The following is a 13,067-nucleotide window of genomic DNA, read 5'->3' on the forward strand; positions in this document are numbered from 1 at the left end:
GACTCCCAGGAGACGACGTGCCCAAGTCCGTACGACGGCCGGCCCCGCGCCGCTCGGCCGCGCTCCCGCCCCTGCTGGCCGCGGCGCTCACCGCCGCCCTCGTCCCGGCGGCCACGGCCACGGCCGCCCCCGCCCCCGGCACCCCCATCCCCGCCTACATCACCGCGCTGAGCTCCGTACGGTACGACGGCGCGAGCGACGACCTGCTCACCGCCGGGCTCGGCTTCTCCGGGCTGCGCGCCCCCGCCCCGGCCGACCCCGACCGGCCCACCGCCGCCGAGCTGCGCCGCCAGGCCATCTGGGCCTCCGCCGGGCTGTCCGCCGGGACCGGCGGCGGCCTGGGGCGGCTGTACGGGCCCAATGTGGACCGCGGCCGGCCGGTCCCCGGCGACGGCAAGATCGCGGGCGTCGAGTACCGCGCGGTCGCGGGCAGCGGCTCGCACAGCGTCGGCTTCGTCGTCCAGGTCCCCGACGACTTCGACCGGGCCCGCCCCTGCGTCGTCGCCGCGCCCGCCTCCGGCCTGGGCGGCGTCTACAACATGGCCGGCACCGCCGGGGCCTGGGGGCTGCACCGCCGCTGCGCCGTCGCCTACACCGACAAGGGTATGGGCCCGGCCTTCGACGATCTGCACTCCGGCACCGTCATGGCCCACGACGGCACGACCGGCCCCCGCGCCGCGACGGGGGACCGCGCCGCGTTCGACGCCGGGCTGAGCGACGCCGAGCGGGCCCGGTTCGACGCCGAGCGCCCCTACCGCGTCGCGTACAAGATGGCGCACGCCAAGACCAACCCGCAGGCCACCTGGGGACGCGATGTGCTGCGCTCGGTGGAGCTGGCCCTCGCCCTGCTCGGCCGCGACCGGCGCGAGGGCGCGCCCCGCGGCGGCTACACGCCCGCCACCACCACCGTCATCGCCACCGGCGTCTCCAACGGCGGCGGAGCGGCCGTCGCCGCCGGAGAGGACGACCGACGGGGGCTGATCGACGCGGTCGTCGCCTCCGAGCCGCAGATGAACCTCGCGCCGCTCGACGGGATCCGGGTCAGCCAGGGCGGGCGCGCGGTGCCCGCCGCCGGAATGCCGCTGATCCGCTACAACTCCCTCGCCTCGCTGCTCCAGCCGTGCGCCGCGCTCGCCGAGCCCACCGCGCCCGGCTACGCCTCGCTGGACACCGCGGCCGCCCGCCGCCGCTGCGCGGCCCTCGTCGGCGACGACCCCCGGCTGATCTCCCGGCGCGACGCGGAGCGGGCGGGTCCTGACGGGCTGCCCCGGCTCGCCCAGGAGGCCCTGGTACGCGCCGGATACCAGCCGCAGTCCGGCTATCTCCAACTCGCGCACTACGACCCGCAGACGCCCGCCTCGTACGCCATGAGCTACGCCCGGGCCTCGGTCGCCGACTCCCTGTGCGGCTACGGCTGGGCCCGCACCGACGCCTCGGGCACCCCGGTGCCGTACCGCACCGCCGAACTGGCCGCCGCCTTCGGCACCAGCTCCGGCCGGGCCCCGGCGCCCGGGGTGCTGATCGACGAGAACGCGCCGGGCGGGCCCGTCGCCGACGCCAAGTCGCAGGGCCCCGACGGCCGCCACGACTACAACCTGCGCGGCGAGACTTGCGTCTACCGGCTGGCCTTCTCCCGCGCGGGGGCCGAGCGCCAGTGGGCGGAGCGGCTGGCCGACGGGCTGGACGCCACCCGGCGCACCGGCGATCTGCACGGCAAGCCCACGCTGATCGTGCACGGCCGCGACGACGCCCGGGTCCCGGTCAACCACAGCTCCAGGCCCTATCTGGGGCTCAACTCCCGTGCCGGGCAGGGGCGGGGCACCGTCTCGTATGTCGAGGTCACCAACGCCCACCACTTCGACTCCACGGCACCCGGCTTCGACAACCGCTATGTCCCGTTGGGTTACTACTACCAACAGGCCCTTGACCTGATGTGGCAGCGGCTGGACGGGCGCGGGAAGCTGCCGCCCAGCCAGGTCGTGCGCACCGTTCCCCGGGGCGGCGAGCCGGGCCACGCCCCGGACCTGACGCCCGCCGACGTCCCGGACATCGCGGACCGCCCGGCCGCCGGGGACCGGGTCAGGATCACCGGCGACACGGTACGGATCCCGGGCTGAGCGGCGTGATCGTCACCGCCGGGCGGCCGTCGGGGGGCGCCGGGGCTCGATGACCGTGACCCCGGCGCCGCCCGCCGCCCCCATCGCCATCAGGGCCTCGGGCACCTCGTCCAGGCCGATGGTGTCGGTGACCAGCAGGTCCGGCCGCAGTGTCCCGGCCTCCACCATCTCCATCATCGGCCCGTACGCGTGGGCGGCCATGCCATGGCTGCCCAGCAGCCGCAGTTCGAGCGCGATGACCCGGTCCATCGGCAGCATCGGGCTCCCGGCGGCCGGCGGCAGCAGGCCGACCTGGACATGGCGCCCGTGCCGCCGCAGGCTGTTCACGGACGCCGCGCAGGTCCGCGGGGAGCCCAGCGCGTCCAGCGACACATGGGCGCCCCCGCCGGTCGCGTCCGCGACCGCGTCCGCCACGGACCCCAGCGTCGAGGCCGCGTCCACGCACACCTCCGCGCCGAACCGCCGGGCCAGGGCCAGGGCCCGCGGCGAGATGTCCACCGCGACCACCCGCGCCCCCGCCGCGGACGCGATCATGACGGCGGACAGCCCCACCCCGCCGCACCCGTGCACCGCGACCCACTCGCCCGGGGCCACCCGGCCCTGCGCCACCACGGCGCGGAAGGCCGTCGCGAAGCGACAGCCGAGACCGGCCGCCGTGGTGAAGGCCAGTTCGCCGCGGATGCCCACCAGGTTCACATCCGCGTTCTCGATCGCCACGTACTCCGCGAAGGAGCCCCAGTGGGTGAAGCCCGGCTGCGTCTGCCGCTCGCACACCTGCTGCGCACCGTCCGCGCAGGCGGCGCAGCGCCCGCAGGCGCAGACGAACGGCACGGTGATGCGCTGCCCGGGGCGCCAGTTCAGCACCTCGGACCCCACCTCCTCGACCACGCCCGCCAGCTCATGGCCGGGTACGTGCGGCAGTCGGATGCCGGGGTCGTGCCCCATCCAGCCGTGCCAGTCGCTGCGGCACAGCCCGGTCGCCTCGACCCGGATGACCGCGCCGCGCCGCGAGGGAGCCGGGTCCTCGACCTCTCGGACCTCGGGCCGTTGCCCGAAGGCATCGAACACCACAGCACGCATGGACCCGCTCCCTCGCTCAGACGCACATGGTGGGGGGCGGTAGAACCTACACCACGTCCGGCCCCCGCCGACCGGCCCCTCCCACCGAGGGCGGTTCGGCGCCCGGCCCGGTGCCCCAGGAGCCCGGCTCGGTGCCCAGCCGATGGGCGAGCGAGCCGCCGTGGGCGACCGTGGACCACGGCAGCCAGGTCCGCGGCAGCTCCCGTCCGTCGAGCGACACGCCGCACACATAGCGCCGCTCGTCGCTCGCGCCGGGCGCGGTGACGGTCAGCGTGCCGCCCTGCCGGGTGCCGTAGCGGCCGATGCGCACGATCGCCGACTCGAACTGCGGGCTGGAGACGGCCAGGAAGTCGCCGCCGCTCATGGTCGGGTAGAGGCCGAGCGAGGAGAAGACGTACCAGGCCGACATGGTGCCCAGGTCGTCATTGCCCGTCATGCCGTCCGGCCCGGTGGTGAACAGGGTCATCGCCGCCCGCACCACGGTCGCGGTCTTCGCGGGAGCGCCCGCCCACAGATACATGTACGGGGCGTGCAGATCCGGCTCGTTGTTCGGATTGTAGGTCGGCTTGCCGTAGTAGTCGTACGGGGCCGAGATCCAGTCCCGGCGCGCGGTGCCCGCCGGGTCGGTGAGCAGCTTGTCGTAGGCGAAGAAGGAGTCCAGGCGCCGCTCGGTGGCGCGCCGCCCGCCCATCAGCCCGACCAGCCCGGCCGGGTCCTGCGGCACCAGCCACTGGTACTGATAGGCGCCGCCCTCATGGAACTGGCGGCCGGCCTCCACCGGGTCGTACGGCGTGACCCAGGCGCCGTCCGCCGTGCGCGGCCGGAACTGCGCGATCGAGGCGTCCCACAGCTTCCGGTACCACTGGCCGCGCTCGGCGAACATCCGGGCGTCGGCGCGGTGTCCGAGCCCGCGCGCCATCAGCGCGAGCGCCGCGTCGGCCGCGGAGTACTCCAGGGTCGCCGAGGCGGGGTGGACGCAGTCGTTGTCGCCGCCCTTGTGGGCGCAGTCCTCGCCGAGCTTCAGCCCCGACGGGACATAGCCGAGCCTGCGGTAGTAATCCACGCCCGAGCGCCCGTTGTAGGGGGAGTCGGCGGGCGGGGTGGTGGTCGCGTTGCGCTTCAGCAGCGCGTACGCCTCCTCCTCGTGCCCGGCCAGCAGCCCCTTGGACCACGCCTCGACCAGGAAGGGGGTCACCGGGTCCCCGGTCATGATGTTGGTCTCGCTCTCGGCGAGCGCCCACCTCGGCAGCCAGCCGCCGTCCCGGCCGATCCCGACGACCGACAGCGCCACATCGCGTGCGACCCGCGGCTGGAGCAGCTCCAGCAACTGGTTCTGCGGCCGGTAGGTGTCCCACAGCGAGAAGTTCTGGTACGGCGTGTAGCCGGTGGCGGTGTGCGTCCGGCCGTCGAAGCCGGTGTAGCGGCCGTCCACGTCGCCGGCCAGGTTCGGGTGCAGCTGGGCGTGGTAGAGCGCGGTGTAGAAGGCGCTCTGCCGGTCCCGGGTGCCACCGCCGATCCGCACCGAGTCCAGCTGCCGCTCCCAGGTGTCGCGCAGCTTCGCCCGCGTGGCGTCGAAGTCGTAACTGTCGCCGGTCTCCGCCGCCAGGTTCTTCCGGGCGCCGTCCAGGCCGGTGTACGACAGGCCGACCTTGACCACGACGTCCCGGTCGGCGGTCGCGTCGAAGGTGGCCCAGGCGCCGTTGCCGCCCTCCCCGGCCGCCTCCCGGGAACCGGTGGTGGCGGTGGTGCCGCGCCAGGTGCCGTACGAGGCGAAGGGCCGGTCGAAGGTGGCGGTGAAGTAGACGGTGTGCTCGTCCTTGCCCGCGCAGAAGTTCCCCGCGCGCACCCGTCCCTCGACGGTGCGGTCGCCGACCACGCGCACCTCGGAGTCGAACACCTTCTGGTTGGCCTTGCCGGTGTTGAACAGGATGTTGGCCGCGCCGGTGGCGGGGAAGGTGTAGCGCTGCCAGCCGGTGCGCTCGGTGGCGGTCAGCTCGGCGTCGACGCCGTAGCTGGTGAGCCCCACCCGGTAGTAGCCCGGCGTGGCCTCCTCGTCGTCGTGGGAGTAGCCGGAGCGGTAGTGCTCGGGGTTCACGTCGGTGACCGGGCCGGTGGTGGGCATCAGTGGCAGCTCTCCCGCCACGCCGCAGCCGACGCCGGACAGATGGGTCTGGCTGAAGCCGTAGATGGTGTTCTGCGCGTAGTCGTAGCCGCCCTGACCGCCGGTGTCCGGGCTGACCTGGACCATGCCGAAGGGCGCGCTCGCGCCGGGGAAGGTGTTGCCGAAGTTCTGCGTGCCCACGAACGGGTTCACGAGTGAGGCGGGCTCGGCCGCCGGGGCCGCGGCCGCGCCCGGCGGGCCGAGCAGCCCGCCGAGGAGCAGCACGGCCGCCGCCACCGAGGTGACCGCTCTCGCCGCGCGGGTACGCATCCGACCGACCAGTGGTCTCAAGGGGGACCTCCGTTGACAACGTTGTCCGGCCAGGGTCGCCAGGACCCTAGCACGGGCGCCGCGCCCAGGGGAGTACGGCGAAGTCCCTTGCCAGGAAAGCGCGTTGCCGCGAAGGAGGTGACCGGCGGACCTTGACGCCTGCGGGCAGGGGAAGGATCGGCCGGACACCACCCGGGTCCGCGGTTCAGCGGTTGTGCCGTTGGCCCTCCGACAGCTGACGTGCCGTCCGGTCGGCCCCCGCCCCGCGCTGCGCCACCGCCGCCAGGCTCGGGAAGAGCCCGCCGAGTGCGCTGCCCAGGCGCAGTTCGAGCGGGGCGATGTTCACCTCGGCGCGGTCCCGCTCGACGGCGCGCAGGGTGGCCACCGCCACCTGGCGGGCCGAGACCGTACGGACGCCGGGCGGCGTGGTGGCGCCGGAGTCCGCGAACATCCCGGTGTCGCGCACGAATCCCGGCTGCACCACGGAGACCCCCACCCCGGTGCCGTGCAGATCCTGGCGCAGCCCGAGCGCGAAGCCGCGCAGCCCGAACTTGGTGGCGTTGTAGAGCGCCGCCCCGGGGGAGGCGGTACGGCCCGACAGCGAGCCGATCATCACGATATGACCGGAACCCGCCGCCACCATCCGCGGGGCCAGCGCCCTGGCCAGCTGGAGCGGGGCGTGCAGATTGACCTCCAGGGCCCGGTCGAGCTGCTCGGGGGCGTATCCGAGCACCTTGCCGCTGGACTGGAGGGCCGCGTTGGCGATGAGGATGTCGGTCTCCGCGGCCTCGTCGATGAGCCGCTCCAGCTGGTCCCGTTCGGCCAGGTCGGCGACGACGGCACGGGCGCCCAGCCGGTCGGCCAGTGGCCGCAGCACGTCCTCGCGGCGGCCGGTGAGCAGCAGCTTTGCGCCCCTGGCAGCGAAGGCTCGGGCCAGTGACTGCCCGAGGCCTCCGGTCGCTCCGGTGAGCAGGACGGTCGCGCCGGCGATCCGCATGCGTTTCTCCTCCGCGTAGTGGCTGGTCCAGGTGGTGGCCGTACGGCCGGTCCGTACCGGACGAACGGTACTGCCCAGCCGCGTGCGGCTCGTGTCACGATCGCCCGGGGTCCATGCCGCTCACCCGCGCGATGGCCTCCACCTCCAGCCGGTCGCGCTCCCGCTCGGCCCCGAAGTCCACGACCAGCCGCAGGCCGTGCGGCCCGAGCAGGCTGGTCAGCTCGGCGAGCTCCTGTCCGAAGGCGGGGGTGAACCGGTCCTGGTCCCGAGGGGAGAACGGCACCTCTATGCCGTCGGTGCGGTGCAGGATGGCGTCGTTGATGCCCCGGAGGATGCGCAGGAGGAGGTCGTACGAGTCGGGGTCCAGACGGTTCCGGAGCTCGGCCAGCCGGTAGGCGAACTGCTTGGCGCGCTCCAGGAAGTGCTCTTCGTCCATGGCTCCATCGTGGCGAAAAGCGGCGCCGGGCGCGCTGGTGACAGATGATTTTCCGGCCGACTCTAGGTATCGCCGGTGATCGTGTTGTTCAGGCAGTAGACTCGGCGGGCGTTGTCCGCGGCCACCAGGGCCGCCACCCGCTCCGCGTCCGCGGCGCCCCAGGCGCCGTCGCGGACCCAGCGGGCGAGCAGTCCGTCCAGGGCTTCCTGAAAGAGCCGCGCCCCGACCACATACAGCTCGGGCAGCCCGTAGGCGTCGGTGGAGAAGAGCACCTTGCCGAAGGGCGCCACCTCGAGCACCTCGGCCAGCACGGCCCCGGCCCGCGCCCCGGTGTGCGTCAGGGCCAGCCCCACATCGGCGTAGACATGCGGGAAGACCGCGGCCAGATAGGCGGCGCCCCGGTGGTACGGATAGCCGTGCAGCAGGATCAGCGCACATCCGGTGGGGCGCACGGCGCGGATGAAGTCGGTGAGCAGCAGCGGGTCGCAGCGGTCCAGCCGCAGATCGGGGTCGCCGAACCCGGTGTGCAGCTGTAGCGGCAGCGCGGTGTGCGCCGCCGACCACAGCAGATGCCGCAGCAGCACCGGGTCCGCGACCCGCGCGGCGGCCGGGTCGCCCGAGGCGCGGGCGGCCAGCCAGCGGTCCGCCGCCGCGCGCAGCGGGGCGGGGGCGGGCGGCGTGGGGTCGAGGTCCAGCCCGTAGCGGTAGCCGGCCACCGACTTGAACCCGGCGGCGGTGCGCGCGGCCGCGCGCACCGCGTCGCCGAGCGCGGCGAGGAAGGAGTCGGCGGTCCGTGAGGTGTCCGCGACCCGCTCGGCCAGGTGTTCCAGCCGTACGATCTCGCGGGCCGCGCCCCCGGCGGCCTCGGCCAGCTCCTGAGGGCTCGTCAGATCGCCGGGCAGCCCGGTGTCCACCAGGAACTCGGTGACACCGGCGGCGCGCAGCAGCCGCCGGGTGGCCTCCGCCGCGCCGAGCTCCCGCCGCCGGGCGAGATAGCGCTCGGGCGGGCAGTGGGGCGCGAGGCCCAGCAGCGGCGGGCACCAGCGGCGCACCGCGAACCCCAGCTGGGTGTCGAAGTAGCTGGTGCCGGGCGCGGCGGGCGCGTCCGACTCGGTGAGATACGCCTCGAACGCCGCGCTGTCCAGTTCGCCGCGCACCACACCGTGGCAGTGGTGGTCCACCAGCGGCGGCCGGGGCCGCGCCGCGCGGTCGGCGGCCATGGCTCAGTACCTCCGGCGGGTGGCCGCGGTGATGTCCTGCGCGCTCGCCCCCTGGAACAGCTCGCTCTCGGCGCGGCGCACGGCGGCGACGGACTCGAAGAGCGGGTCGCCCAGCGCCTCCCGGAGCGTGTCCGAGGCGTCGAAGTGTTCCAGGGCGGCGGACAGCGAGGTCGGCAGCCGCCGCTCGTGGCCCTGGCGCGCCGGGTCGCCGGCCACCGGCGGGGGCAGGCTCAGCCCGGCGTCGAGCCCGGCGAGCCCGGCGGCGATGACCGCGCCCGTCACCAGATACGGATTGGCTGCCTGGTCGAAACACTTGACCTCGGCGTTGGCCCCGCCGGGGTCCCCCGGTGCGCCGGTGACGAAGCGCAGCGCGGCTTCGCGGTTCTCCGGCCCCCAGCACTGGTACGCCCCGGCCCAGCGGGAGGGCTCCAGCCGCAGATAGCTCGCCGGTGACGGGGCGCCGACGGCCAGCAGGGCGGGCAGCGCGCGCAACACCCCGGCCAGGAAGGCCTCGCTCGTCGCCGTCATGCCGCACGGCCCGTCCCCGCCCCGGCACAGATCGCGGTCGCCCTGCCACAGGCTGAGATGCAGATGGCCGCCGTTGCCCACGGCGCCGGGGGTGACCGCGGGGGCGAAGGACGGCTCCAGGCCGTGCTGTGCGCTGACCCCACGGATGGTCTGGCGCACCAGCACGGCCAGGTCGGCCGCGCCGACCGGGTCGGCGGGCGCCACGGACACCTCGAACTGCCCCGCCGCGTACTCGGGGTGCAGCTGGCGGACCTCAAGCCCCTGGGCCTGGAGCGCGTCGAGCAGGTCGGCGAGGTAGTCGGAGAGGTCCACCAGACGGGTCATCCCGTAGGCGGGGCCCGCGGTGGGGTAGCGCAACGCCGACTCCGGCGCGTCAGCGGTGGTGACGACCCACTCGGTCTCGAAGCCCATCAGCACATCGAAGCCGCGCTCCCGGGCGCGCTCGGTCATGCGGTGGGCGAACCGGCGCTGGCACACGGGGTGTTCCCGCCCGCTCACGTCGTACCGGTCGACCGGGGCCCAGGCCCAGCGGGGCTGGGCGGCCAGCGGGGTGAGCCGGTCGAGGTCGGGGAACAGCCGCAGATCGCCGTCGGGTCCGCCGACGTGCCGGCTGGTGGTCATGGAGTCGTCGACGAGGTAGACGTCGAACACGGGGGACATGCCGACGCCCCACTCGGCGGCGTGTTCGAGCCGCGCGGTGGGCACGGCCTTGACGCGGGTGAGGCCCGCGTTGTCCACCCAGGTCAGGGCCGCGCCGACGATCCCCTGGGCGGCCAGCCGCCCGGCCTCCTCGCGCGCCCGCGCCCGGGCCTGTGCGCGGTGTTCGGTGTCCACGGGCGGCTCCTGTCGCAGGGTGCGCTCATCCGGTGTGCGTGCGGGTCTCCGATGCCTAACGCGGGTGGGTCCACGAGCGTTACTGGGGTGGCTGAGGTCCGATCTCTCGATGAGAATCGTGCCCTCAGATCTGTCTCATTTCCTGGCAATTGACCCATTGCTGCATCCAAATATCAGATCTATTCTTGGCGTGCTCAGAACAATCACCTGGCGCGAACACGGATACCGGACACCGAACACCGGACACTCGGGAGAAGACCAGTGATCAGACGCAGGACCGTACTCGCGAGCACCCTGGGCATCACCGGCGGCCTCCTCCTCGGGGCGACCGCGGAGGCGGCCCCGGCCGACTGGTCCCGGGCCGTGGTGGACTCCACCATCGCCCGCAACCCGGACCCGAAGTCGCTGGGCGGCTGGGGCTACACGCGCGGGCTGTTCCTCTACGGCACCTACGGGGTGTACCAGCGGGTCAAGGAGCCGTCCTACCTCGCGTACATCAAGCGGTGGGTGGACTATTACGTGGACGCGGACGGCCACATCAACCACAGCTTCGACAACCTGGACGCCATGCAGTCCGGCAACCTGCTGCTGATCCTCCACAAGGAGACCGGCGATCCGCGGTACCGCACCGCCGCCGACCAGATCCGCACCCGCATCACGACCTATCCGCGCACCACCGACGGCGGCATGTGGCACGCCACCGGCAAGACCAACGAGCTGTGGGCGGACGGCGTCTTCATGGCCCAGCCGTTCCTGCTGCGCTACGGGCTCGCGTACGGGGACGAGACCTACGCCTACGACGAGGTCACCCGCAACCTGGCCGTGTACTTCAGCCACCTCAAGGCGTCGAACGGGCTGCTCTACCACGCGTACGACGCCGACGGCGATGCCCCCTGGTCGCCCGACCCCGCCACCGGCACCTCCGCCTACCACTGGGCCCGGGCCATCGGCTGGACCGCGATGACCCATATCGAGGTGCTGGAGCTGCTGCCCGCGAACCACCCCCGGCGGGCCCAGCTCATCGCCAACGTCAGACACCTGGCGAAGGGGTTCGTCCGCTATCAGGACCCGGGCACCGGCCGCTGGTTCCAGGTCGTGGACAAGGGGAGCGAGGCGGGCAACTGGACCGAGACCTCCGCCTCCAGCATGTACACCCTGATGCTGCACGCGGCCCTGCGGCGCGGATACATCGCCGGCGGCGCGTATGTGTCCGCCGCGCGCCGCGGCTACCAGGGCGTCCTGGAGAAGGTGAGCGTCAACGCGGACGGGCTGACCGACATCGCCGACATCAGCGAGGGCACCAACGTCGGCGATCTGGCCTACTACTTCGGCCGCAAGCGCAACACCAACGACCTCCACGGCCTGGGCGCCTTCCTCCTCATGAACGAGCGCCTCGCACACTGACCACCCGCACGGTCGCGCTCCGCGGCGGACCGCGGAGCGCGACCGGGACGGCGCCCCAGCACCGGTGGCGGAGGCTACTTCAGCTCCACCTGGAACACCTTGTCCGCGCCGTCCGGCTCGCCGCCGTTGTTGTCGGCGTTGGTCGTGGACAGCCACAGGGTGTTCTTGCCCGGGACCGTCTCGACCGTGCGCTGCCGTCCGTACTCACTGACGTAGTACGCCTGCGGGGTGCCCGCGGACGTGCCGTCGACCGGTATCCGCCACAGCCGCTCGCCCCTCAGCGCCGCCATGTAGAGCGCGCCGTCGGCGTAGGTGACACCGCTGGGCGAGGCCTCACCGGTCGACCACTGGCGCTTGGGGTTGGTCATCCCGGAGGTGGAGCAGGTGCCCTCGCAGGTGGGCCAGCCGTAGTTCTTGCCCGGCTCGATCAGATTGAGCTCGTCGTACGTGCTGTTGCCGAGCTCGGCCTCCCACAGCCGCCCTTGCGCGTCCCAGGTGAGGCCCTGCGGGTTGCGGTGGCCGTAGGAGTAGACGAGGGTGCCGAACGGGTTGCCGGGGGCCGGCTTGCCGTCCGTGGTCATCCGAAGGATCTTGCCGTTGAGCGAGTTCTTGTCCTGGGCGAGGTCGGACGTCTGCGCGTCCCCGGCCGTGGCGTACAGATAGCCGTCCGGGCCGAACTTGAGCCGTCCGCCGTTGTGGTACTTGTTCTTCTTGATGCCGCTGACCAGCGTGGTGTATCCGCTCAGCGAGGAGCCGTCGAAGGTCATCCGGGCGATCCGGTTGCCCTCGGAGGCGGTGTGCATGAGGTAGACGTAGTGGTCCGTGTTCCAGTTGGGGGACACCGCGATCCCCAGTAACCCGCCCTCGCCGCTGGTGGTCACGACGTTGGGCACCGAGCCGACCTGGGTCCTGGTGCCCGACTGGGTGAGTTTGAAGACCTTGAACGAGTCGCGCTCGGTGATCAGCGCCGACCCGTCGGGCAGCCAGCTGAGCCCCCAGGGGATCGACCAGCCGGACGAGACGGTCTTGATGCTCGACGGCACCGAGTCGGCTCTGTCGGACGAGGCGTTGCCCGTCCCGGCCGTTCCGACCAGCAGCCCGGCGGCGAGTGCGGCGGCGGTGGCCGCCACCACGAGTTTCCGATGGCTCTTCATCGAGCGTCTCCTCCTACTGGAGCTTGTACGCCTTGAAGTTGCGGGTGAGCAGGTAAGTCGTCTGGAGGCCACCGCTGTTGAGGCTGCGATAGATGCCCCACTTGGGCCGCAGATAGTTCTTACCGCGCCACATGTCAAGACCGGTGCGCTTGTGCTTCGCGACCGTCTTCCCGTCGGTGACGACCGACCAGTCGACGTATGCCCCGGAGTCCGACGCCTTCACCTCGACCGACACATCGCTCCACGCGCCCTGGATCGGCGACATGCCGGCGGCTCCGGCCTCCGTCAGGTTCTCGGCGTCGTCCGAGGTGCGCATCTCGACCTTCGGGCCGTCGTCGTGCTGGTGGAGTGACATGGTGAACAGCGGCGCGGCCACGTCGCCCACCTTGATCTGCATGATGTGGGTGAAGCCGGTGGTCGCGTCCAGCGTGTCCGGCACATACATCTGGTACTGGATCCGCCAGGTCTCGTCCTTGAGGATCTTCACTGCGGCGCCGTTCTGCCGCATGCCCCGGACCTCGTTGCGCTGGCGGTCGGTGCTGGTGTCCACGTCCTTGGGGTAGTGCATGTCGGTGCGGAACCCGCCGCCGTTCGGGTAGATGTGGGTGACCCCGGGGTGGGAGTCGGCGCGGTCGTCCTCGGAGCCCTCGAAGGAGTCGGCGACACTGGCCCCCGAGGCGGGGCTCCACTTGAGGCTCCAGGCGGCGGGTGCGTTCGGCGATCGTTCCGCGCCGTGGGCGGCGACCGCGGGGAGGAGCAGCGCGCCTGCTGCCGCCAGGGCCACCGCGGCGCGGCGGCCTCCGAGCGGATTGCGCTCCATCAGTGATTCTCCTGTCTGACCTTTGGTCATATCCATGAACTTGCCG

General features: G+C 72.9%; 10 protein-coding genes. 2 read left to right on the plus strand and 8 right to left on the minus strand.

What is annotated here, in order from left to right:
* Positions 1-17 precede the first annotated feature (17 nt).
* Positions 18-2,117 carry a 3-hydroxybutyrate oligomer hydrolase family protein gene (locus tag ACH4S9_RS38450; protein ID WP_398376324.1) on the plus strand — a complete coding sequence of 700 codons (2,100 nt, stop codon included), beginning with the start codon at positions 18-20 and terminating at the stop codon, positions 2,115-2,117.
* Positions 2,118-2,129: 12 nt separating this feature from the next.
* Here ACH4S9_RS38450 and ACH4S9_RS38455 read toward each other — a convergent pair whose 3' ends face one another.
* From ACH4S9_RS38455 to ACH4S9_RS38480, 6 genes are all read right to left on the minus strand, one after another.
* On the minus strand, positions 2,130-3,197 hold the full coding sequence (locus ACH4S9_RS38455) for a zinc-dependent alcohol dehydrogenase family protein (protein WP_352130856.1): 1,068 nt from the start codon (positions 3,195-3,197) through the stop codon (positions 2,130-2,132).
* Positions 3,198-3,243: 46 nt separating this feature from the next.
* Positions 3,244-5,628, minus strand: a complete 2,385-nt coding sequence (locus ACH4S9_RS38460; RefSeq protein WP_398376474.1) for a GH92 family glycosyl hydrolase — start codon at positions 5,626-5,628, stop codon at positions 3,244-3,246.
* Positions 5,629-5,833: 205 nt separating this feature from the next.
* Positions 5,834-6,625 carry an SDR family NAD(P)-dependent oxidoreductase gene (locus tag ACH4S9_RS38465; RefSeq protein ID WP_311726886.1) on the minus strand — a complete coding sequence of 264 codons (792 nt, stop codon included), beginning with the start codon at positions 6,623-6,625 and terminating at the stop codon, positions 5,834-5,836.
* 94 nt (positions 6,626-6,719) lie between these two features.
* A complete protein-coding gene (locus ACH4S9_RS38470) occupies positions 6,720-7,061 on the minus strand; it encodes a hypothetical protein (protein ID WP_311726885.1) in 342 nt (113 codons plus the stop codon).
* 62 nt (positions 7,062-7,123) lie between these two features.
* Positions 7,124-8,281 carry an amidohydrolase family protein gene (locus tag ACH4S9_RS38475; protein WP_361185266.1) on the minus strand — a complete coding sequence of 386 codons (1,158 nt, stop codon included), beginning with the start codon at positions 8,279-8,281 and terminating at the stop codon, positions 7,124-7,126.
* 3 nt (positions 8,282-8,284) lie between these two features.
* Positions 8,285-9,643 carry a glutamine synthetase gene (locus ACH4S9_RS38480; RefSeq protein WP_398376325.1) on the minus strand — a complete coding sequence of 453 codons (1,359 nt, stop codon included), beginning with the start codon at positions 9,641-9,643 and terminating at the stop codon, positions 8,285-8,287.
* A gap of 261 nt (positions 9,644-9,904) precedes the next feature.
* Here ACH4S9_RS38480 and ACH4S9_RS38485 point away from each other — a divergent pair, with 261 nt between their 5' ends.
* Positions 9,905-11,047, plus strand: a complete 1,143-nt coding sequence (locus tag ACH4S9_RS38485) for a glycoside hydrolase family 88 protein (protein ID WP_361185263.1) — start codon at positions 9,905-9,907, stop codon at positions 11,045-11,047.
* Positions 11,048-11,121: 74 nt separating this feature from the next.
* Here ACH4S9_RS38485 and ACH4S9_RS38490 read toward each other — a convergent pair whose 3' ends face one another.
* On the minus strand, positions 11,122-12,201 hold the full coding sequence (locus ACH4S9_RS38490; RefSeq protein ID WP_311726880.1) for a PQQ-dependent sugar dehydrogenase: 1,080 nt from the start codon (positions 12,199-12,201) through the stop codon (positions 11,122-11,124).
* Positions 12,202-12,214: 13 nt separating this feature from the next.
* Positions 12,215-13,021 (minus strand): hypothetical protein, encoded by an 807-nt coding sequence (locus ACH4S9_RS38495; RefSeq protein ID WP_311726878.1) that lies wholly within the window; start codon positions 13,019-13,021, stop codon positions 12,215-12,217.
* Positions 13,022-13,067 lie beyond the last annotated feature (46 nt).

The organism is Streptomyces sp. NPDC021225 (assembly GCF_044332865.1).
GTDB lineage: Bacteria > Actinomycetota > Actinomycetes > Streptomycetales > Streptomycetaceae > Streptomyces.